At 55.6% G+C, this 22,676-nt stretch carries 17 protein-coding genes; 9 read left to right on the forward strand and 8 right to left on the reverse strand.

Going from position 1 to position 22,676, the window contains the following annotated elements; all coding sequences use genetic code 11:
• Positions 1 to 198: 198 nt before the first annotated feature.
• The 5 genes from pqiC to rlmKL are packed head-to-tail and all read right to left on the reverse strand — an operon-like array spanning position 199 to position 7,702.
• Positions 199 to 765: a membrane integrity-associated transporter subunit PqiC gene (gene pqiC / locus ACZ6J2_RS09000; protein ID WP_471725478.1), complete on the reverse strand. Its 567-nt coding sequence runs from the start codon at positions 763 to 765 to the stop codon at positions 199 to 201.
• Complete coding sequence (pqiB, locus tag ACZ6J2_RS09005) at positions 762 to 2,402, reverse strand: intermembrane transport protein PqiB (protein ID WP_008499933.1); 1,641 nt, start codon at positions 2,400 to 2,402, stop codon at positions 762 to 764. Before pqiB ends, pqiC begins: the two co-directional genes overlap by 4 nt.
• A 4-nt stretch (positions 2,403 to 2,406) precedes the next feature.
• Entirely contained in the window at positions 2,407 to 3,660 is a 1,254-nt protein-coding gene (gene pqiA / locus ACZ6J2_RS09010) for a membrane integrity-associated transporter subunit PqiA (RefSeq protein WP_023311024.1), read from the reverse strand.
• A 13-nt stretch (positions 3,661 to 3,673) separates the two neighbouring features.
• Complete coding sequence (locus ACZ6J2_RS09015) at positions 3,674 to 5,581, reverse strand: ABC transporter ATP-binding protein (protein WP_471725479.1); 1,908 nt, start codon at positions 5,579 to 5,581, stop codon at positions 3,674 to 3,676.
• A gap of 12 nt (positions 5,582 to 5,593) precedes the next feature.
• Positions 5,594 to 7,702 (reverse strand): bifunctional 23S rRNA (guanine(2069)-N(7))-methyltransferase RlmK/23S rRNA (guanine(2445)-N(2))-methyltransferase RlmL, encoded by a 2,109-nt coding sequence (rlmKL, locus tag ACZ6J2_RS09020; protein WP_126787253.1) that lies wholly within the window; start codon positions 7,700 to 7,702, stop codon positions 5,594 to 5,596.
• Between the two features lie 98 nt (positions 7,703 to 7,800).
• Here rlmKL and ACZ6J2_RS09025 point away from each other — a divergent pair, with 98 nt between their 5' ends.
• Positions 7,801 to 8,910: a YcbX family protein gene (locus ACZ6J2_RS09025; protein ID WP_471725481.1), complete on the forward strand. Its 1,110-nt coding sequence runs from the start codon at positions 7,801 to 7,803 to the stop codon at positions 8,908 to 8,910.
• On the opposite strand, the gene zapC is transcribed toward ACZ6J2_RS09025, so the two are convergent.
• Both zapC and pyrD read right to left on the reverse strand, forming a co-directional pair.
• A complete protein-coding gene (gene zapC, locus ACZ6J2_RS09030) occupies positions 8,907 to 9,449 on the reverse strand; it encodes a cell division protein ZapC (protein WP_023311020.1) in 543 nt (180 codons plus the stop codon). The two genes, ACZ6J2_RS09025 and zapC, sit on opposite strands and share 4 nt — an antisense overlap.
• A 165-nt stretch (positions 9,450 to 9,614) precedes the next feature.
• Positions 9,615 to 10,625, reverse strand: coding sequence for a quinone-dependent dihydroorotate dehydrogenase (gene pyrD / locus ACZ6J2_RS09035; RefSeq protein ID WP_023311019.1), 1,011 nt, complete (start codon positions 10,623 to 10,625; stop codon positions 9,615 to 9,617).
• 248 nt (positions 10,626 to 10,873) lie between these two features.
• Here pyrD and ssuE point away from each other — a divergent pair, with 248 nt between their 5' ends.
• Genes ssuE through ssuB form a run of 5 tightly spaced genes read left to right on the forward strand, consistent with a single transcriptional unit; the run spans position 10,874 to position 15,114 of the window.
• A complete protein-coding gene (ssuE, locus tag ACZ6J2_RS09040; protein WP_023335146.1) occupies positions 10,874 to 11,449 on the forward strand; it encodes an NADPH-dependent FMN reductase in 576 nt (191 codons plus the stop codon).
• Positions 11,442 to 12,404, forward strand: coding sequence for a sulfonate ABC transporter substrate-binding protein (locus ACZ6J2_RS09045; RefSeq protein ID WP_348558421.1), 963 nt, complete (start codon positions 11,442 to 11,444; stop codon positions 12,402 to 12,404). Before ssuE ends, ACZ6J2_RS09045 begins: the two co-directional genes overlap by 8 nt.
• Positions 12,401 to 13,546: an FMNH2-dependent alkanesulfonate monooxygenase gene (ssuD, locus tag ACZ6J2_RS09050; RefSeq protein ID WP_029739512.1), complete on the forward strand. Its 1,146-nt coding sequence runs from the start codon at positions 12,401 to 12,403 to the stop codon at positions 13,544 to 13,546. The genes ACZ6J2_RS09045 and ssuD overlap by 4 nt, the downstream gene beginning before the upstream one ends.
• 9 nt (positions 13,547 to 13,555) lie before the next feature.
• Positions 13,556 to 14,347, forward strand: coding sequence for an aliphatic sulfonate ABC transporter permease SsuC (gene ssuC / locus ACZ6J2_RS09055; RefSeq protein ID WP_023311016.1), 792 nt, complete (start codon positions 13,556 to 13,558; stop codon positions 14,345 to 14,347).
• Positions 14,344 to 15,114, forward strand: coding sequence for an aliphatic sulfonates ABC transporter ATP-binding protein (gene ssuB / locus ACZ6J2_RS09060; protein ID WP_471725483.1), 771 nt, complete (start codon positions 14,344 to 14,346; stop codon positions 15,112 to 15,114). Before ssuC ends, ssuB begins: the two co-directional genes overlap by 4 nt.
• A gap of 95 nt (positions 15,115 to 15,209) precedes the next feature.
• Here ssuB and pepN read toward each other — a convergent pair whose 3' ends face one another.
• Positions 15,210 to 17,822, reverse strand: a complete 2,613-nt coding sequence (pepN, locus tag ACZ6J2_RS09065; protein ID WP_471725485.1) for an aminopeptidase N — start codon at positions 17,820 to 17,822, stop codon at positions 15,210 to 15,212.
• Positions 17,823 to 18,076: 254 nt separating this feature from the next.
• Between pepN and pncB the strand changes: the two genes are divergently transcribed.
• From pncB to ACZ6J2_RS09080, 3 genes are all read left to right on the forward strand, one after another.
• Positions 18,077 to 19,279 (forward strand): nicotinate phosphoribosyltransferase, encoded by a 1,203-nt coding sequence (gene pncB, locus ACZ6J2_RS09070; protein ID WP_471725486.1) that lies wholly within the window; start codon positions 18,077 to 18,079, stop codon positions 19,277 to 19,279.
• 166 nt (positions 19,280 to 19,445) lie between these two features.
• Positions 19,446 to 20,846, forward strand: coding sequence for an asparagine--tRNA ligase (asnS, locus tag ACZ6J2_RS09075; RefSeq protein WP_033145107.1), 1,401 nt, complete (start codon positions 19,446 to 19,448; stop codon positions 20,844 to 20,846).
• Positions 20,847 to 21,452: 606 nt separating this feature from the next.
• A complete protein-coding gene (locus tag ACZ6J2_RS09080) occupies positions 21,453 to 22,532 on the forward strand; it encodes a porin (RefSeq protein WP_274621618.1) in 1,080 nt (359 codons plus the stop codon).
• Positions 22,533 to 22,676: the final 144 nt, after the last annotated feature.

Below are 22,676 nucleotides of genomic sequence, written 5' to 3' on the forward strand. Positions count from 1 at the left end.
CACAGGCACAGATAACGAATACCCCGAATTAGTCGCATCGTCAATGTTCAAAATTCATACGGGTGTCATATTTGTGAGCTAGCCGGAAGTTCATTTGTACAAAAATTGTGACGTGGCACAAGTAACAATCTGAAGTGAAAACGAAAAAAAACCGCAATCAGCGACAGGCCAACTGCGGTTTTTGATGATGAATTTTACTTATGGCAGACGGGAAATTTCTCTCGCGATGCTGGCCGACTCCTGTGCCCAACCCTGAGCCAGGACTTTCACCATTTCGTCATAGCCATCTTTCTGCTGCTTCAGCTCCAGATGGAAAGGACGCTTAATCAGCTGCCCCTGATGGTTCAGCAACCACTCCCCGCTGATCACCACCGCACCGTCATAACGGCCGTGGAAGCCCGTTACCGTGACGTTAAGCGTATCCTGGTCGTTACCCAGCGGCTGCGACGCGACAACCCAGCCCGGAAGCTGACTGCCCAGATTGGCCACCAGCGTGTTACGCAGCTGCTGATCCAGCGGGCTGGCCCACAGGTTGTTCGTCGCAATCACGTATTTAACGTCGCTGGTCTGATAGACCACGCCGTTTCCTGCCAGATAATCCGGCACGGCAACCTGCTCAACCCACAGCTGGCGGTTTCCCTGGCTGGCCGTGCTTTGTCCACTGCTGTGGGTAGACACAGGCAGCTGATAGTAGCTTTTATTATCTACCTCTGAACTACACGCCGTTAACAGCAGAGCGCCAACCATCAATAGCCACTTTTTCATTCTTTTGCCCTCTTCGGCTCAGGATCCTTTTTATCTTTCGCTTCGAACACCAGCGCATTGCTCTTCTCGTTGAGCGTTTTCAGCACCGGCTGCAGTTCACGTAAGACCTGATCAAGACGCTGCATATCTGCCACCATCTTGTTGTACGCCGCTGAACCCGGCTGGAAGCCCTGCATACTGCGGTTCAGCTCACGTAGCGTTTTCTGCATATCCTGCGGCAGCTGCTGCATGCTCTGGCTCGCCGTGATCTTGTTGATGTTATCCAGCGTGGTTTGCAGGCGACGCATCGTTGCCTGGCTTTCGCTCAGCGAGTTCGTCGCCGCTTCAATCATCGGATTCAGTGGCAGATTGTTGATCTTATCCAGCGTTTCCATCAGACGCTGCTGGATCTGAGCAAGACCGCTGCTCACCGTTGGGATGATCTTGTAGCCACCAAATTCACGAATACCGGTAATCGGCGGAGCTTTCGGGTAGAAGTCCATATCCACATACAGCGCACCGGTTACCAGGTTGCCGGTTTTCAGCGACCCGCGCAGACCACGTTCCATCAGCTGGGTGATATGAGTCGCGATATCCTGATTTTCACCAATCTGATTAAGCAGACGCTCCGGCTCGATGCGGATCAGTACTGGAATGCGGTAATCATCATCCAGCACCTGCTGAAGGCCCGGGACAAAGAACGGCACTTGCCCAACCGTACCAAGACGAATGCCGCGGAACTCAACAGGCGCCCCCGGCTGCAGGCCGCGAACGGAGTCTTTAAAGAACATCAGGAAATCAACGTGATCGGTATAGAGCGCATCCTGAATGCTTTTTTGATCGTCAAAGAGACGGAAAGCGGTGTTCTCTGCGACCGGCTGCCCTAAATCCAGCCCTTCCGGCACGTCAAAACTCACACCGCCACCAAACAGCGTGGTCAGCGACCCCATTTCAACGCGCATACCTGCCGAGGTCAGATCCACCGCGATCCCGCTGTCTTTCCAGAAGCGGACGTTGCTGGTGACCAGGCGATCGTTTGGCGCATTAATGAAGAGCTGATAGCTGATCGCGCGTTTCTGTGGATCAAACGTGCTTTTCTCAACCGACCCGACGCGGTAGCCGCGGAACAGAACCGGGTCGCCCGCCGTGAGCTGACCCGCTTTTTTGCTGTCGAGAATCACGCGGATGCCCTTGGCATCAGGCGGTGCAAGCGGCGGTGAATCCAGAAGCTGGTATTGGGCTGGCTGGTTACCCTTAGCACCCGGCTGCAGCTCAATGTAGGCACCCGAGAGCAGCGTCCCTAAGCCGCTGATCCCTTCGCGCCCCACCTGCGGTTTAACCACCCAGAAAACGGAATCGCCATGCAGCAGTTTTTCCATGCCGGCATTAAGGCGCGCCTTAATTTCCACATGGGTTAAATCGTCGGTCAGGGTTGCGCTTTCGACCACGCCCACGTCCACACTACGGCTTTTGATGGTCGTTTTACCGCCCTCAATCCCCTCGGCATTGGTGGTTATCAGCGTGACTTCCGGTCCCTGATGGCTGTAATGATAAAACAGGATCCATGCGCCGATCAGCGCGGTCACGATGGGGAAAATCCACACCGGCGACCAGTTCTTGACCTTCTGCACTTTCGCCTCTCCACTCTTATTTTCCATGCTCTTACTCTTCCTCATGGCTTGATTCAGGCTCACGATCCCACGATAAACGAGGGTCGAAGGTCATGGCCGCAAACATGGTCATAATCACGACCAGTGCAAACATTAAAGCCCCCATCGCGGGATAAATACTCATCAAACCGCCCATCCGCACCAGTGCAGAGAGAACGGCGATGACAAACACGTCAATCATTGACCAGCGTCCGACAAACTCGACCACTTCATAAATCAGGTGCATGCGTTCGCTGTCGCGTTTTCCATGACCCTTCGCATCCCAACAGAGCCAGGCGATGGCGATCATTTTTAAGGTTGGCACCATAATACTGGCGATAAAGATCACGCCGGCGACAGGATAGGAACCTTCGCCCCACAGCAGGATCACCCCGGCAAGGATCGTCGAGGGCATTTTATCGCCAAGCAAATCGGTGATCATGATCGGTAGAATATTGGCAGGCAGATACAGCATGATGGAGGTGACCAGCAGGGCCATCGTCCACTGAAGGCTATTTTTACGGCGTACGTGACCTTTCGTTTCGCAGCGCGGACAAACGTCAAGATCGGCGGGCAGCACGGCGGTGCAGCATGGGCAGGAACGCAGCCCCTGACGAATGCCGGGCACACCGACTTTTACCGTCTGCGCAAGCGTCGGTGCCGGGGCGATATCATCCCACGCCCAGCGCCTGTCCACGCACTGGAAGGCACGCAGCTGCAGGACGCAGTACAGGCACCACGGAATAAAGCTGCTGCCGATTCCCACATCGCCGTACGCCATGAGCTTCACGAAACTGACCAGAATGCCCGCCAGAAAGATCTCGGCCATCCCCCAGCTTTTAAGCTGAAAAAGGATACGCGCGAGCCGGATTTTCAATGATGAGGGCATCCTGACGCGGTTGACCAGCAAAAGGATAACGACCAGGCAAAAAGCCGGGACTATCTGGACAAACAGCAGAAAAAAGGTGCCGAGGCTGGCGTAATCTTCCGAGAACATGACGCCCGGAATTTCAAGCAAATCCACCTGGCTGGTTATCCCCCCCACCTTCATATAGATGAAGGGGAAGAGGTTGGAGAGCAGCAGCATAAACAATGCTGCCAGAGCGTAAGCAGTGGGACGCTGCCGCGGCGCGTCCCACTCGGTTGTCAACGTTGCGCCGCAACGTGGACACAGGGCTTTATGTCCGTGACCAAGCTCTGGCAACGCCACGAGCATATCGCATTGCGAGCATAAAATATGCCTGTCGGCATGGTGCTGGTCACACATATGTTATCCCTGTTTATGCGCCGTTTTTCAGAGACTCAAGGTACTCCCAGCGCTCAAATGCTTCTTCCAGGGCTTTTTCAGCCGCGGACAGTTCAGCCAGTACTTTCTGAGTATAGTCATGCGATTGGGTAAAGAATGACGCATCAGCAACCTGTTTTTGCAGATCCTCAAGCGCGGCCTCCAGCTCTTCAAGACGCTGCGGTAGCCCCTCCAGTTCGCGCTGCAGGTTATAGCTTAGTTTAGCCGAGGTTTTCTTGACAGTTTCTGCTTTTGTTACAGCAGGTTCTGAACTTATTTTGGACTTTGACTGTTTCTGCGCCATAGACTGCGATTGCTGTCCTTTTGCATCGTGATAACCGCCTACGTATTGTCCAATTCGCCCTTCACCTTCGAAGATCCAGCACTCGGTTACGGTGTTATCCACGAACTGACGATCGTGGCTAACCAGCATCACGGTCCCCTGATAACCGTCAATCAGTTCTTCGAGCAATTCCAGCGTTTCGACATCCAGGTCGTTCGTTGGTTCATCGAGAATCAACAGGTTACTTGGTTTCAGGAACAGACGCGCCAGCAGCAGACGATTACGCTCTCCGCCAGATAACGCACGAACAGGGGTCATCGCACGTTTCGGATGGAACAGGAAGTCCTGCAGATAACCCAGCACGTGGCGCGGTTTGCCGTTTACCATTACCTCTTGCTTGCCTTCGGCGAGGTTATCCATCACCGTGCGGTCCGGATCCAGCTCCGCGCGGTGCTGGTCGAAGTAGGCCACTTCCAGCTTAGTCCCACAGTGAATGCGGCCGCTGTCGGCCTGCAGCTGGCCCAGCATCAGCTTCAGCAGCGTGGTTTTTCCGCAGCCGTTCGGGCCGATAAGCGCAATTTTGTCGCCGCGCTGCACCTGGGCGGAGAAATCTTTCACCAACACTTTGCCATCAACCTGATAGTTGACGTTTTCCATTTCGAAGACAATCTTGCCGGAACGGGACGCTTCTTCCACCTGCATTTTGGCGCTGCCCATCACTTCACGGCGTTCGCTGCGCTCACGGCGCATTGCCTTCAGAGCGCGCACGCGGCCTTCGTTACGGGTACGGCGGGCCTTGATGCCCTGGCGGATCCACACCTCTTCCTGCGCCAGCTTGCGGTCGAACTCCGCATTCTGCAGCTCTTCCACGCGCAGGTTTTCTTCTTTCTCCAGCAGATAGGTGTCGTAATCGCCAGGATAGGTGACCAGCTTGCCGCGGTCGAGATCGACAATACGCGTCGCCATGTTGCGAATAAACGAACGGTCGTGCGAGATAAAGATGATGGTGCCGCTGAAGGTTTTCAGGAAGCCTTCCAGCCAGTCAATCGCTTCGATATCCAGGTGGTTCGTCGGTTCGTCCAGCAGCAGCACCTTCGGCCCGCTGACCAGCGCGCGGCCCAGGGCCGCTTTACGCAACCAGCCGCCGGAGAGCGCCGACAGCTCCATGTCCGCTTCCAGACCAAGCTGGGCCAGAACCTCGTTAATACGGTTTTCAAGCTGCCACAGACCGTGGTGATCGAGCATCTCCTGCACTTTCGCCAGTTCGTTGAGGTTCTTGTCGCTCGGGTCGGTCATCACCAGATGCGAAATCTCGTGATAGCGCTTCAGGTATTCGGCCTGCTCAGAAATGCCTTCCGCCACGAAATCGTAAACGCTGCCGGTCACGTGACGCGGCGGGTCCTGCTGGAGGCGGGAGACGATCAGATCCTGCTCGTAAACGATGCGGCCGTCATCCAGCCCCTGTTCGCGGTTGAGGATTTTCATCAGCGTGGATTTACCCGCGCCGTTACGGCCCACCAGACAGACGCGCTCGTTATCTTCGATATGCAGCTCTGCATTATCGAGAAGCGGCGAGTCGCTGAAAGAGAGCCACGCGCCGTGCATACTAATTAAAGACATTTATTTTTCCTTTCAGACCGCGGTAATCAACCAGCAGTTATGAATTTGACGGTTGCGGGCAAAGTCCTGAGACAGCGTTTTTTGGCTGATTTCTTGTGCTTTCAGTCCCAGGGCTGCTAAGCCGTCATGATCCATACGGAAGCCGCGTTTGTTGTTCGAGAACATAATGGTGCCGCCCTTGCGCAGCAGGCGCTTCAGGTCGGTCATCAGGCGCAGGTGATCGCGTTGAACGTCAAAGCTATCTTCCATGCGCTTGGAGTTGGAGAAGGTCGGCGGATCGATAAAGATCAGGTCGAACTGCTCGTCGGTATCACGCAGCCAGCCCAGCACGTCAGCCTGCATCAGACGATGCTGACGTCCGGTCAGCCCGTTAAGACGCAGGTTACGCTCCGCCCACTCCAGATAGGTGCGGGACATATCCACCGTGGTGGTGCTCCGCGCGCCGCCCAGACCCGCATGCACGCTCGCGCTGCCGGTATAGGAGAACAGGTTGAGGAAATCTTTCCCCTTGCTCATCTGGCCCAGCATGCGACGGGCGATACGGTGGTCGAGGAACAGGCCGGTATCCAGATAGTCGGTCAGGTTCACCCACAGGCGAGCGTTGTATTCGCCCACTTCGATGAAGTCACCCTTCTCGCCCATCTTCTGATACTGATTTTTCCCTTTCTGACGCTCGCGGGTTTTAAGCACCAGCTTGTTTGGCGCAATGCCGAGGACGGCGATGGTGGCCGCGATAACGTCCAGCATGCGCTGACGCGCTTTTTGCGCATCAATGGTTTTCGGCGGCGCATATTCCTGAATCACCACCCAGTCCGCGTAGCGGTCAACCGCCACGTTGTACTCCGGCAGGTCGGCGTCGTACAGGCGATAGCATTCAATTCCTTCCTGCTTCGCCCACTTCTCATATTTTTTCAGGTTCTTGCGCAGGCGGTTGGCGTAATCTTCCGCCACGCCGGATGGCTTGCTGTCCGCCGCTTTCTCCGCCAGATGGTAGTTTTTCTGCACGCAGTCCAGCGGGCCGTTTTTCGCCTTAAACTGGCGATCGGCACGCAGCTGCAGGCAGCTCAGCAGCTCCGGCGAGGCGCTAAACAGCGACAGGTTCCAGCCGCCGAAGTAGTCCTTCATATTGCGGCCCAGCAGGCTGTGCAGGGCAATCAGCGCCGGCTCGCTGTCCAGACGCTCGCCGTATGGCGGGTTGCTGATCACGGTACCGTACGGGCCTTTTGGCAGCGGGTTGGTCAGATTCGCCACGTCTTTCACCTCGAAGGTGACCAGTTCGCCGATACCGGCGCGACGGGCGTTGCTGCGCGCGCGTTCGATCACGCGCGGGTCGCTGTCCGAACCGTAGAAGTGGGAGGTGTACTCCGCCAGACCTTTACGCGCGCGGGTTTGCGCGTCGTCTTTGACCTCTTTCCAGAGCGCTTCGTCGTGCTGCGCCCAGCCTTTAAAGCCCCAGTGACCGCGATGCAGGCCCGGCGCGCGGTCGGTTGCCAGCATGGCCGCTTCAATCAGCAACGTACCGGAACCACACATCGGATCGAGCAGCGGCGTGCCCGGCTGCCAGCCGGAGCGCATCACAATAGCGGCAGCCAGGGTTTCTTTAATTGGCGCCATACCGGTACGATCGCGGTAGCCGCGCAGGTGCAGGCCCGCGCCGCTCAGATCGAGAGAAATACTCGCCGTGTCACCGTTGAGCCAGACGTTAATACGCAGATCCGGATTTTCGCGATCGACGTTCGGACGTTCCTTATTTTTACGCGTGAAGCAGTCCACAATGGCGTCTTTGACGCGCAGGGCACCGTACTGGCTGTTGCGGATCTCGTCGTTCACGCCGTTGAAATGCACCGCAAAGGTAGCATTGGGCGTGAAGATCTCTGTCCAGTCGATCATCTGTACGCCGGTATAGAGGTCCAGGTCGCTATAGACCTTGCACTCCTTCATCGGCAGCATGATGCGCGACGCCAGACGGCTCCACATCAGGCTCTGGTAAATAAGCCGCGTGTCGCCCTCAAAATGGACACCACCCTGAACCACCTGGCACTCTTGCGCGCCCAGGCTTTCCAGTTCAGTTTTTAACAGCTCTTCCAGCCCACGGGCCGTACTGGCAAACAGAGAATTCATATCGTCACTTTTACTCTTAGAAAATTGTCGCGCATTATAGCTAATATGGCGTGTATGTCATAAAGTTGAAGGCTTATTTTCATTTGTGGGAGTGTGCAGTGGCGACGTTATCCAGGCTTTTTATACATCCGGTGAAATCCATGCGCGGCATCGGCGTCTCTCACGCGCTGGCCGACATGAGCGGATTCGCCTTCGACCGTATTTTTATGGTCACCGAGCCTGACGGCACGTTCATTACCGCACGCCAGTTCCCGCAGATGGTTCGCTTTACCCCTTCCCCGCTTCATGACGGTTTGCACCTTACCGCGCCGGACGGTTCCAGCGCGGTGATTCGCTTTGCTGATTTTGCGGCTGTCGACGCGCCAACGGAAGTATGGGGTAATCATTTTACCGCGCGCATCGCCCCGGATGAGATTAACCGCTGGCTGAGCGGTTTCTTCTCCCGCGACGTGCAGCTGCGCTGGGTTGGTCCGGAACTGACGCGTCGCGTGAAGCGCCATGACGCAGTTCCCCTCTCCTTCGCCGATGGTTTCCCGTTCCTGCTGACTAACGAAGCCTCGCTGCGTGATTTACAAGGCCGCTGCAAAGCGAGCGTTCAGATGGAACAGTTCCGTCCGAACCTGGTGGTCACGGGCGCCGACGCCTGGGAAGAAGACACCTGGAAAGTGATCCGCATCGGCAGCGTCATCTTTGATGTCGTAAAACCCTGCAGCCGCTGCATTTTCACCACGGTGAGCCCTGAGAAAGGCCAGAAGCACCCTTCCGGTGAACCGCTGAAGACGCTGCAGTCGTTCCGCACCGCGCAGGATAACGGCGATGTGGATTTCGGCCAGAACCTGATCCCGCGCTCCAGCGGCGCAATCCGCGTCGGTGATGAGGTAGAAATTCTTGCCCGAGGGCCTGCAAAAGCGTACGGCTCAGGTCAGGAAGAAGAAGTGGTCGACGTTGTGACGAATGCCGCTTCTGCGGTAGATATTCACTGGCAGGGCAACGTCATCCGTGGCAACAACCAGCAGGTATTACTTGAGCAACTGGAGCAGGCAGGTATTCGCGTACCCTATTCCTGTCGCGCAGGCATTTGCGGATGCTGCCGCATCAGGCTGGTGGATGGAGAGGTTAGTGCGCTGAAAAAATCGGCAATTGGAAATGACGGCACAATTCTGTGCTGTAGCTGCATACCGAAAACGTCCGTACAGCTGGAAGCTTAAACCGCCTGTTCAAGGCTGAAGGAATCTACGCGCAGCTGCGGCTTCAGCCTGTCGTTCATCACTTTAATGGCATCGCCAAGCTGCATCGTCCGCCCGGCAATGGTTACGCCGGGCTGCGCCAGCAGGCAGAGTGCAGCATTTTCGCCAGGCTCAACCACCAGCAGGCTCACCTCTTCTGCGGTATCGCTCAGATTGACGCTGGCCGCGTCACCCGTTGCCGGAGTCCAGCTCATACCGTGCGCAAGAAAATGCCAGCTTTTTGGCATTTGCGGTTTCAGGAAGCGGATAGCCACCAGCGCATTTAATACCAGCTCGGCACGCTGCTCTTTAGAGAGCACCAGATCCCGGCATTTTTCTTCAAAGGAGAAATAAAGCGCCGCATCGTCAACGCAAAAGCCCGACGGGGAAAATGCATCCGGGGTTAACATTCGGCGGGCAAAACGAGAGCGAAACAACATGCCATTGGCTAAATCGAGCATCATTCGGTCATGCTCGTCGCAAAAATACCAGCGCCAGTTATCGTCAGGTTTAATTCGCATGTGTTTCTCCCGTCCCCAAACGTCCTGTACTAAAAATGTCCTGTTTGCCGCCTCGTTTATAACACCATTAATAAAAGACTATAATGACTAAATAAGCAACAGTGACGGAATATAAAACAACCAGGGCTGGAAATAAAGCCCTGGTTGTCTGATTAAGAGAAAAGATTAGATATGAGTAACGATTTCTTTAATCAGCGGCGGTCCTTTAAAAATAAAGCCGGAATAGATTTGCACCAGTGACGCACCTGCCGCCATCTTCTCGCGTGCAGCAATCACTGAGTCAATGCCGCCGACGCCAATAATCGGCAGACGTCCTTTTAATTCCGCAGACAGGGCGCGAATAATTTCGGTGCTTTTTAATTGCACCGGACGTCCACTTAACCCACCCGCTTCGTCACAGTTTTTCATTCCCTGCACGAGGGAACGATCGAGAGTGGTATTGGTCGCAATAACACCATCAATATTATGGCGAACCAAACTGTCGGCAACCTGGATCAATTCTTCGGGAGAAAGATCCGGGGCGATCTTAACCGCGACCGGAACATATTTATGGTGGATCGTCTGGAGTTCATTTTGTTTATTTTTAATGGCACTCAGAAGATCGTCCAGCGCTTCGCCATATTGTAAGGAACGCAGACCCGGAGTATTGGGTGAAGAAATATTCACCGCGATATAACCGGCATAGGCGTAGACTTTTTCCATACAAATCAGATAGTCATCTTTACCCTGCTCTACCGGCGTGTCTTTATTTTTACCGATATTGATGCCTAATATTCCGTCAAAATGGGCTTTTTTTACGTTCTCAACCAGGTGATCAACACCGAGGTTATTAAAGCCCATGCGGTTGATGAGCCCTTCGGCTTCAACCAGGCGGAACAGGCGCGGCTTGTCATTTCCCGGCTGCGGGCGCGGCGTGACGGTGCCGATTTCAATGGAGCCAAAGCCCATCGCGCCCAGGGCATCAATGCACTCGCCATTTTTGTCCAGACCGGCCGCCAGACCCAGCGGATTTTTAAAGGTCAGACCCATGCACTGCACAGGTTTTTCCGGCACATTCTGACGCACCAGAGCGGCCAGCGGCGTTCCGGTGATACGACGTAATTGCTGGAATGTAAATTCATGAGCGCGCTCAGGGTCGAGCTGGAAAAGGGCTTTACGAACGAAGGGGTAGTACATGAACTCTCCTGGATTCCCGGTGTGCAAACCGGGAGGGGATTATGGGCGATCCACGCGCGAAAGGGAATTGACCTGCGGCAAAAAATCAGCGCAAAACGCAATCGTTTACCTTCCCGTCTATTTCTTATGCACTTTTTCGCATTTTAATTGCAGATAAATCATTTAGTGGAATAACCGCGCGGTGTCACACTCCTGAAAATTGTTATGAATGTTAGATAAAAGCAAACAATTGGTTATAAGGAGGAAGTATGCGCGTCATTACCCTGGCCGGAAGTCCACGATTCCCTTCGCGCTCCAGCGCCCTGCTGGAATATGCCCGCGAAAAACTCAATGCCCTGGATGTGGAAGTGTGCCACTGGAACCTGCATAACTTCGAACCTGAAGATCTGCTCTACGCCCGCTTCGACAGCCCAGCGCTGAAAACGCTCATCGAGCAGCTTAACGGCGCTGACGGCTTAATTGTGGCAACACCTATTTATAAAGCCTCTTTTTCCGGGGCGCTGAAAACCCTGCTCGATCTGCTTCCGGAACGCGCCCTCGACGGCAAAGTCGTGCTGCCGCTGGCAACGGGCGGTACGGTTGCCCATTTACTGGCCGTGGATTATGCCCTGAAACCGGTGCTGAACGCGCTGAAAGCGCAGGAGATCCTCCACGGCGTTTTCGCAGATGACTCCCAGGTTATCGATTACCAACATAAACCTCATTTTACGCCGAACCTGCAAACCCGCCTCGATACTGCCCTGGAAACCTTCTGGCATGCCCTGCACCGCCGGGATATCCAGGCCCCGGCGTTTGGTCAGCCTCAAGGAGTCGCACATGTTTAAAACGTTAACCCGCATCGGCCTGGCAGGTCTGATGGCGCTTACCTCGCTGGCCCATGCCGCAGAAGCGGCTCCGGAAAGTTTGCGCATTGGCTATCAGAAAGGCAGCGTCAGCATGGTGCTGGCGAAAAGCCACCAGCTTCTGGAAAAACGCTTCCCGGACACCAAATTCTCCTGGGTGGAATTCCCGGCTGGCCCGCAGATGCTGGAGGCCCTGAACGTCGGCAGTATCGATCTCGGCAGCACGGGTGATATTCCGCCGATATTCGCCCAGGCGGCGGGAGCGGACCTCGTCTATGTTGGCGTTGAGCCGCCCAAACCGAAGGCCGAAGTGATTCTGGTGCCTGAAAACAGCGACATTAAAAGCGTCGCCGACCTCAAAGGGCATAAAGTGGCTTTCCAGAAAGGCTCCAGCTCACACAACCTGCTGCTGCGCGCCCTGCAAGAAGCCGGGCTCAAGTTCACTGACATTCAGCCTGTTTATCTGACGCCTGCCGACGCCCGCGCCGCGTTCCAGCAGAAGAACGTTGATGCCTGGGCCATCTGGGATCCGTACTACTCCGCTGCATTGCTGCAGGGCGGCGTTCGCGTGCTGAAAGACGGCACCACGCTGAAGCAGACCGGCTCGTTCTATCTGGCCTCACGTCCTTATGCGGAAAAGAACGGCGCATTTATTCAGGGCGTACTGGATACCTTTACCCAGGCCGATGCGCTGACCCAGACCCAGCGTCAGGAGAGCATTGCCCTGCTGGCGAAAACCATGGGCTTACCTGAGCCGGTGATCGCGAGCTATCTCAACCACCGTCCGCCGACCACCATTACGCCCGTGGACGCGCACGTCGCCGCGCTTCAGCAACAAACGGCTGACCTTTTCTATCAAAACCACCTGGTGCCAAAACAGGTCACTATTCGCGAACGCATCTGGCAGCCCGCAGGCAAAGAAGGAGCTAAATCATGAGTCTGAATCTTTTCTGGTTTTTACCCACCCACGGTGATGGACACTATCTTGGTACAGAAGAGGGCTCGCGCCCGGTTGACCACGGCTACCTGCAGCAGATTGCGCAGGCGGCGGACCGAATCGGTTTCACCGGGGTGCTGATCCCGACCGGACGTTCATGTGAAGATGCCTGGCTGGTCGCCGCATCGATGATCCCGGTCACCCAGCGTCTGAAGTTCCTGGTTGCGTTACGCCCGAGCGTGGTCTCCCCCACCGTGGCGGCGCGTCAGGCGGCAACGCTGGACAGGCTGTCCAACGGTCGCGCCCTGTTTAACCTGGTGACGGGCAGCGATCCGCAGGAGCTGGCGGGCGATGGGGTGTTCCTCGACCATACCGAGCGCTACGAAGCCTCCGCCGAGTTCACCCGCGTCTGGCGACGTCTGCTGGAAGGTGAAACCGTCACCTTTGAAGGCAAGCATATTCACGTTCGTGACGCGAAGCTCTACTTCCCGCCGGTGCAGCAGCCTCGACCGCCGCTCTATTTTGGCGGATCGTCGGATGTGGCCCAGGATCTGGCGGCAGAGCAGGTCGATCTCTATCTGACCTGGGGCGAACCGCCTGAGCTGGTGAAAGAAAAAATTGCCCAGGTGCGCGCTAAAGCGGCCGCCCATGGGCGCAAGGTGCGCTTCGGCATTCGCCTGCACGTGATCGTGCGTGAAACCAATGAAGAAGCCTGGCAGGCCGCCGACCGCCTGATCTCCCACCTGGACGATGAGACCATCGCAAAGGCGCAGGCCGCGTTTGCGAAAACCGACTCCGTCGGACAGCACCGAATGGCGTCCCTGCACAACGGCAAGCGCGAGAACCTGGAGATCAGCCCGAACCTGTGGGCGGGCGTTGGCCTGGTGCGCGGCGGTGCGGGCACGGCGCTGGTCGGCGACGGACCGACCGTAGCCGCCCGGATTAATGAATACGCAGACCTGGGTATCGACAGCTTTATTCTCTCCGGTTATCCGCATCTGGAAGAGGCGTACAAGGTGGGCGAGCTGTTATTCCCGCATCTGGATGTCGCCATCCCGGAGATTCCGCAGCCGCAGCGGCTTCAGCTTCAGGGCGAAGCCGTGGCGAACGAGTTTATTCCCCGCAAAGCCGCGCAGAGCTAAGGAGCGACCATGTCTGCCACCTCCCAAAAATGGCTGCTGCGCGCCGCGCCGTGGTTTTTACCCGTCGGCATTGTGGCTCTCTGGCAGCTCGCGTCGTCCACCGGCTGGCTGTCGAGCCGCATTCTGCCCTCTCCGGAGGGCGTCGTTGAGGCGTTCTGGTCGCTGAGCGTCAGCGGAGAGCTGTGGCAGCATCTGGCGATCAGCTCCTGGCGCGCCGTGATTGGGTTTTCCATCGGCGGCAGCATCGGTCTGGTTCTGGGCCTGATCAGCGGCCTTTCCCGTTGGGGCGAGCGGCTGCTGGATACCTCCATTCAGATGCTGCGTAACGTACCGCATCTGGCGCTGATCCCGCTGGTTATCCTGTGGTTTGGCATTGATGAGAGCGCCAAGATCTTCCTCGTGGCGCTGGGCACGCTGTTCCCGATTTACATCAACACCTGGCACGGCATCCGCAACATCGATCGCGGTCTGGTGGAGATGGCGCGCAGCTATGGCTTATCGGGTTTTTCTCTCTTTATTCACGTGATTCTGCCGGGCGCCCTGCCCTCCATTATGGTCGGGGTGCGTTTTGCGCTCGGCCTGATGTGGCTGACGCTGATTGTGGCGGAGACCATCTCGGCCAACTCAGGCATTGGTTACCTGGCGATGAACGCCCGCGAATTCCTGCAAACGGACGTGGTGGTGGTTGCCATCATTCTGTATGCCCTGCTCGGCAAGCTCGCCGACGTCAGCGCCCAGTGGCTGGAGCGCAGCTGGCTGCGCTGGAACCCGGCCTATACCCTTCAGGAGGCGAAAGCATGAATACTGCACGACTGAACCAGGGAACGCCGTTACTGCTGAACGGCGTGACCAAACGCTACGGCGAAAACACCATTCTTAACGGGCTGGATCTGCATATTCCCGCCGGACAATTTGTGGCCGTTGTCGGGCGCAGCGGCGGCGGCAAGAGTACCCTGCTACGGCTTCTGGCCGGACTGGAATCCCCCAACGGCGGTGACATTCTGGCAGGAACGACGCCACTTGCGAATATTCAGGACGATACCCGCATGATGTTTCAGGATGCACGCCTGCTGCCGTGGAAAACGGTTATCGACAATGTCGGGCTCGGGCTTAAGGGCAGCTGGCGGGATGAAGCCCGCCAGGCGCTGGCCGCCGTTGGGCTGGAAAATCGTGCGGGTGAATGGCCTGCCGCCCTCTCGGGTGGGCAGAAGCAGCGCGTGGCGCTGGCGCGGGCGTTGATTCACCGTCCGGGCCTGCTGTTACTTGATGAACCGCTCGGCGCGCTCGACGCCCTGACGCGGATCGAAATGCAGGATTTGATTGGATCCCTGTGGCAGGCGCACGGCTTTACGGTACTGCTGGTGACACATGACGTGAGCGAGGCCGTCGCGATGGCTGATCGGGTGCTGCTAATTGAGGACGGGAAAATAGGTCTGGATCTGACGGTGGATCTTCCGCGCCCTCGCCGCGTGGGCTCAGCAAGGCTGGCAGAGCTGGAAGCTGAGGTATTGGATCGGGTGATGAAGCGCGGGGGGACCGAGTTACAGCGAGCCAAGGCTAATGCCTGATGCCCTCACCCCGGCCCTCTCCCACGGGGAGAAAACACTAAAAACGGCAACCGAGGTTGCCGTTTTTCTTTTACCTGCCCACCGGCATTTTTAAATCAGGCCAGTGCCTTAGCAATCTTCTCGTACAGATCGCCAGACAGGTTCTCCAGCCCTTTCAGCTGCTCAAGCGCGGCACGCATCTTCGCCTGACGCTTCGCATCGTAGCGTTTCAGACGGATCAGCGGCTCAATCAGGCGCGACGCCACCTGCGGGTTACGGCTGTTCAGCTCGGTCAGCATTTCCACCATGAACTGATACCCGCTGCCGTCTTCGGCGTGGAACGCGGCCGGGTTGCTGCTGGCAAACGCGCCAATCAGAGAGCGCACGCGGTTTGGGTTGCTCAGGGTAAAGGAGCGATGCTTCAGCAGGCTGCGCACGTTGATGAGCGCATCGGCCGCCGGGCTGGTCGCCTGCAGGATGAACCATTTGTCCATCACCAGGCCATCCTGATGCCACTTGTCGTCGTACTCCTGCATTAACGCATCACGGCACGGCAGTTCAGCGGCAACGCTTGCACCCAGCGCCGCCAGGGCGTCGGTCATGTTATCCGCTTCGTGGTACTGCTTGCTCACCAGAGTGTTCGCCAGCTCGGTTTCACCAAACGCCAGATAGCGCAGGCAGGTATTGCGCAGAGAACGTTTACCAATGTCCGCGTGCTCAACGCGATAAGCGTCAAGCTTGTTGGCGTTATAGATAGCCAGGAACTCATCGGCCAGCTCAGCAGCCAGCGTACGGGTCAGCGCTTCACGCACCGCCACAATGGCAATCGGGTCGATGATGTCAAACAGCTCGGCGATTTCAGTCGCTGACGGCAGGGTCAGAATTTCAGCGGCCAGGGCCGGGTCAATCTTCTCATCCAGCAGGATCGCGCGGAACGCGTCAGCCACATGAACAGGCAGCGACAGCGGCTGGCCCTGCTGATGACGGTTTACGTTGAGCTTAATGTAGGTCGCCAGCAGGCTTTGCGCCGCGTCCCAGCGGGAGAAGTCGTTACGCGCGTGACGCATCAGGAACGTCAGCTGCTGATCGCTCCACTTGTATTCCAGCTTCACCGGCGCGGAGAATTCGCACAGCAGCGCAGGCACCGGCTGGAAGTAGACGTTATCGAAGATAAAGGTCTGCTCGGCCTGGGTCACGTTCAGCACGTGATGTACCGGGTGACCGCCCTTCTGGAGCGGGATGACTTTGCCTTCGTTATCGTACAGCTCAATGCTGAACGGAATATGCAGCGGATATTTCTCTTCCTGCTCCGCCGTCGGCGGCGTGCGCTGGCTGATGGTCAGGGTGTACTGCTCGGTTTCCGGATTGTAATCGTCTTTGACGGTGACAACCGGCGTCCCGGCCTGGCTGTACCAGCGGCGGAAGTGAGAGAGATCGACATTAGAGGCATCCTCCATCGCCTGCACAAAATCGTCGCAGGTGGCCGCGCTGCCGTCATGACGCTCGAAGTACAGCTGCATCCCTTTCTGGAAGTTCTCCTCGCCCAGCAGGGTGTGGATCATGCGGATAATTTCAGCACCCTTCTCGTACACCGTCAGGGTGTAGAAGTTGTTCATCTCGATGACTTTATCCGGGCGGATCGGGTGCGCCATTGGGCTGGCATCTTCCGCAAACTGCAGGCCGCGCATGGTACGCACGTTGTTGATGCGGTTCACCGCGCGTGAACCCAGATCGGAGCTGAACTCCTGATCGCGGAAGACGGTCAGGCCCTCTTTCAGGCTCAGCTGGAACCAGTCGCGGCAGGTGACGCGGTTACCAGTCCAGTTGTGGAAATATTCGTGGCCGATAACGCGTTCGATATCAAGGTAGTCTTTGTCCGTTGCGGTATCGGTACGCGCCAGCACGTATTTGGAGTTAAAGACGTTAAGGCCTTTGTTCTCCATTGCGCCCATGTTGAAGAAATCGACGGCGACGATCATATAGATGTCGAGGTCATATTCGAGGCCGAAGCGCTCCTCGTCCCACTTCATAGAGTTGATGAGTGAGGTCATCGCCCACGGCGCGCGGTCAAGGTTGCCGCGGTCAACAAACAGCTCCAGCGCCACCTCGCGGCCTGAGCGCGTTTTGAAGGTGTCGCGCAGCACGTCGAAGTCCCCCGCCACCAGCGCAAACAGGTAGCACGGTTTCGGGAAGGGATCCTGCCACTGCACCCAGTGACGGCCATTCTCCAGCTCGCCTTCGCCTACGCGGTTACCGTTAGAGAGCAGGAAGGGATACAGGGTTTTATCGGCGATGATTTTGGTGGTGAAGCGCGCCAGGACGTCCGGACGATCGAGATACCAGGTTATGTGGCGGAACCCTTCCGCTTCACACTGGGTACACAGCGCCACGCCCGACTGGTAAAGCCCTTCCAGCGCGGTGTTGGCGGCTGGGCTGATTTCATTCACGATGCGCAGCGTAAACTGTTCCGGCAGGTTGTCGATGACCAGCTGGTTGTTTTCTTCTTTATAGTCTGACCAGGCTTCATCATTAATATGCAGGGAGACCAGCGTCAGGTCTTCACCATCCAGACGCAGCGGCACCGCAGTTGCGCTATGGCGCGTCACCTGGCTCACCGCCGTGACAACGGTTTTAGTGGCATCCAGGTCAAAAGTCAGATCGATTTCGCTAATCAGGTAATCCGGCGCACGGTAGTCGTGGCGGTATTTGGCTTGTGGCTGTTGTGTCATAGAAAACCTTATGCATCGTTTGTCGAGTAACGTTTCAATATATTCCTGTTGCGCAAATCGCGCTATGCAGAATGTTCATCTTTTCAGGGTCAAAACCTTTTTTTGCTACATTTGTATAACACGGGGCACAAAATGCCCTCGACCATAAAACGCGCTTATGTTGTGATCGGGGTTCAATAAATCACTAAACAAGGTATACTCCGGAGTTGTTTATTGTACTAAACGCTCCTGTGAGAGGATGCTACTGCGCACCTATGACTCAATTCGCTTCTCCAGTTCTGCATACGTTGCTGGATACCGACGCGTATAAACTGCATATGCAGCAAGCCGTTTTCCACCATTACTATGACGTTCACGTCGCGGCGGAATTCCGCTGTCGTGGCGACGACTTGCTCGGTATCTACGCAGACGCCATTCGTGAACAGGTCGATGCTATGCAGCATCTGACGCTGCAGGACGAGGAATATCAGTGGCTTTCTGGCCTGCCTTTCTTCAAAGCCGACTATCTGAACTGGCTGCGCGATTTCCGCTATAAGCCGGAGCAGGTCACCGTGATTAACGATAACGGCAAGCTGGATATTCGCCTTGAAGGTCCGTGGCGGGAAGTGATCATGTGGGAAGTGCCGCTTCTGGCGGTGATCAGTGAACTGGCTCACCGCTACCGTTCGCCGGAAAAAGGCGTCGAGCAGGCGGTCGCCGCGCTGGAAAATAAACTCGCAGCCTTCTCCACGCTGACCGAAGGGCTGGACATGTCCCGCTTCCGCCTGATGGACTTTGGCACGCGTCGCCGTTTCTCACGTGACGTTCAGGAGGCCATCGTTAAACGTCTGCAGCGGGAGCCGTGGTTCGTGGGCACCAGTAACTACGATCTGGCACGACGCCTCAGCCTGACGCCAATGGGCACCCAGGCACACGAGTGGTTCCAGGCGCATCAGCAGATCAGTCCCGATCTGGCTAATAGCCAGCGCGCGGCGCTGGCCGCATGGCTTGAGGAGTACCCGAATCAGCTCGGGATCGCCCTCACCGACTGTATTACGATGGATGCCTTCCTGCGCGACTTTGGTCCCGAGTTCGCTGAACGTTACCAGGGGTTACGCCACGACTCCGGGGATCCGGTTGAATGGGGCGAGAAAGCCATTGCCCATTACGAAAAACTCGGCATTGACCCGATGAGCAAGGTGCTGGTCTTCTCGGATAATCTCGACCTTGCGAAAGCGGTCGACCTCTATCGTCATTTCAACACCCGTGTGAACCTGAGCTTCGGGATTGGTACCCGTCTGACCTGCGATATACCTCAGGTAAAACCTCTGAATATCGTCATCAAACTGGTGGAATGTAACGGCAAGCCGGTGGCGAAACTCTCCGACAGCCCGGGTAAAACAATCTGCCATGACAAAGCGTTTGTCCGCGCATTGCGCAAAGCGTTCGATCTCCCCTTGATCAAAAAAGCCAGTTAAGCGCTTACGGGAGCCTTTATGGCTCCCTTCTTCTTATTTATTTCTTAATTCTTCTCTTTTGACTGCGAAATTTACTTGTCTGATAGCGGATGGCAGGTAACATAGATATCCCCCCATAAGGGTGGACAAGTGTTTATTTTTTCCGACTATTAACAGAGAGAATATTATGAGCGTTGTGCCTGTAGCCGACGTACTCCAGGGCCGTGTCGCCGTTGACCAGGAAGTCACCGTGCGCGGATGGGTGCGTACCCGCCGAGATTCTAAAGCTGGCATCTCCTTCCTCGCCGTCTATGACGGTTCCTGCTTTGATCCTGTACAGGCCGTCATTAATAATTCTCTGCCCAATTACAATGATGACGTTCTGCGACTGACAACGGGTTGCTCCGTCATTGTTACCGGCGTGGTTGTGGCTTCACCGGGTCAGGGCCAGAGCTTCGAAATTCAGGCCACTGCGATTGAAGTCACCGGCTGGGTTGAAGATCCTGACACCTATCCGATGGCGGCAAAACGCCACAGCATCGAATATCTGCGTGAAGTCGCCCACCTGCGTCCGCGTACCAACCTGATTGGTGCGGTGGCGCGCGTGCGTCATACGCTGGCGCAGGCGCTGCATCGTTTCTTCGATGAGCAGGGTTACTTCTGGGTGTCTACCCCGCTGATCACCGCCTCCGATACGGAAGGTGCGGGTGAGATGTTCCGCGTCTCGACGCTGGACATGGAAAACCTGCCGCGTACGCCTGAAGGTAAAGTGGACTATGACAAAGACTTCTTTGGTAAAGAAGCCTTCCTGACGGTATCTGGTCAGCTCAACGGCGAAACGTACGCCTGTGCGCTGTCTAAGATCTACACCTTTGGCCCAACATTCCGCGCCGAAAACTCCAACACCAGTCGTCACCTGGCGGAATTCTGGATGCTGGAGCCTGAAGTGGCGTTCGCCAACCTCGACGATGTCGCTGGCCTGGCAGAAGCCATGCTGAAGTATGTCTTCAAAGCGGTGCTGGAAGAGCGTCCTGACGACATGAAATTCTTCGCAGAACGTGTAGACAGCGATGCTGTAGCGCGTCTGGAGCGTTTCGTCTCTGCCGACTTTGCGCAGGTGGACTATACCGACGCGGTGGCGATCCTCGAGAAATGCGGTGAGACGTTCGAGAACCCGGTTTACTGGGGCGTTGACCTGGCGTCTGAGCACGAACGCTATCTGGCCGAGAAACATTTCAAAGCGCCGGTTGTCGTTAAAAACTACCCGAAAGACATTAAGGCCTTCTATATGCGCCTTAACGAAGACGGTAAAACCGTGGCAGCGATGGACGTACTGGCGCCGGGCATTGGTGAAATCATCGGTGGCTCTCAGCGTGAAGAACGTCTTGACGTGCTGGACGCGCGTATGGAAGAGATGGGCCTCAACCCCGCTGACTACAGCTGGTACCGCGATCTGCGCCGTTACGGTACCGTACCGCACGCCGGTTTTGGTCTGGGCTTCGAGCGTCTGATTGCCTACGTTACAGGTGTTCAGAACGTACGCGACGTGATCCCGTTCCCACGTACTCCACGTAACGCCAGCTTCTAATCGGTAAGAGACTGAAATGGCCAGCAAATGCTGGCCATTATTTTATTCTGTATTGTCAGTTTTCGTCAGCGCAAAGTCAGCGTCTTTAAACCTTCCCCCCGTCACAACCACTAGCTGTTACGTTTTGTTTCCGCGAAATATCCAGCCACAAAAAATAAACCCCACTCTTATTGCGATTATTACACCCTTAGGCGATAGCACAAATTTCAACCACTTTTACAGCCATCCGGAAGGCCTTTCGCAGTCATAAGAAAAAACAAGCCGTTTAAGGTCTGTTTATACGAATCGCCTTTATCTCAATTAATCATAAGGAATTCATATATATAGGATAGGCCTTGCTGTTTAATTCGCCAGGGAGTTCTGAAGTTTGAGATGGTTCACAAAGTTCCGAAAAATACATATTTGGTTACACATATTTTCTTTCGGTTACTTAATCTTGAGAATTGTAGCACTTTCAGGCTAGCGAAACGCTTCGCCGAATGGAAAGATGCCTGTCAGATACATAAAGACACCAAACTCTCATCAATAGTTCCGGAAATATTTATTGACAGAATTTATTGACGGCAGTGGCGAGTGTCATAAAAAAACCAATGAGGGTAATAAATAATGATGAAGCGCAATATTCTGGCAGTGGTAATCCCTGCCCTGCTGGTAGCTGGTGCAGCTAACGCTGCAGAAATCTATAACAAGAACGGCAACAAGCTGGACTTCTACGGTAAAGTTGTGGGCGAACACGGCTTCACCACTTCTGGCGAACACAAAAACGCAGACTCCTCTTACGGCCAGATCGGCTTTAAAGGCGAAACTCAGGTTAACGAAAACCTGATCGGTTACGGTCAGTGGGAATACCGTGCGAAAGCTGGTGCAGCTGAAGGCGACCAGACTAACGTAACTCGTCTGGCATTCGCAGGTATCAAAGTTTCTGAAGCAGGTTCTCTGGACTACGGTCGTAACTACGGTATCGTTTACGACGTAGAATCCTACACCGATATGGCTCCGTCCTTCTCTGGCGAAACCTGGGGTGGCGGCTATGTTGATAACTACATGACCAGCCGTTCTACTGGCCTGCTGACCTACCGTAACAACAACTTCTTCGGTCTGGTTGATGGTCTGAACTTTGGCGTTCAGTACCAGGGTAAAAACGACCGTAGCGATCTGCGTAAAGCGAACGGTGACGGCGTTGGTCTGTCCCTGGGCTACGAGTTCGGCGAAGGCTTCGGTCTGATCGGTGCATACAGCACTGCAAACCGTACTCTGGATCAGAAAGAAGATGGTAAAGGCGATAAAGCTGAGTCCTGGGCAGTTGGCGCGAAATATGACGCGAACAACATCTACCTGGCGACCGTTTACGCTGAAACCCGCAACATGAGCATCCTGGGTGATAGCACAGCGACTGTGTACGACGTTGCTAACAAGACCCAGAACTTCGAAGTTATCGCACAGTACCAGTTCGACTTCGGCCTGCGTCCTTCCGTTTCTTACGTTCAGTCCAAAGGTAAAGACCTGAACGGCATCGGCGACCGTGACCTGGCGAAATACATCACCACTGGTGCGACTTACTACTTCAACAAGAACTTCAACGTGTACGGTGACTACCGCTTCAACCTGCTGGACGACAAAGATGCGTCCACCAGCTGGGTTGGCTCTGACAACCAGGCTACCGTTGGCGTAACCTACCAGTTCTAATCAGTACACCACTTTGTTATATGCTTAATGAACAGGGCTTCGGCCCTGTTTTTTTATGCGTGACAGAAAATAATGGCGACTTTTGAAAAGCCGCACGCTTTTCGTCGCAAACGGTTGGCATTTTGTAAATCTACCGTTAACCTG

It is taken from the genome of Enterobacter sp. E14S, from assembly GCF_055666685.1.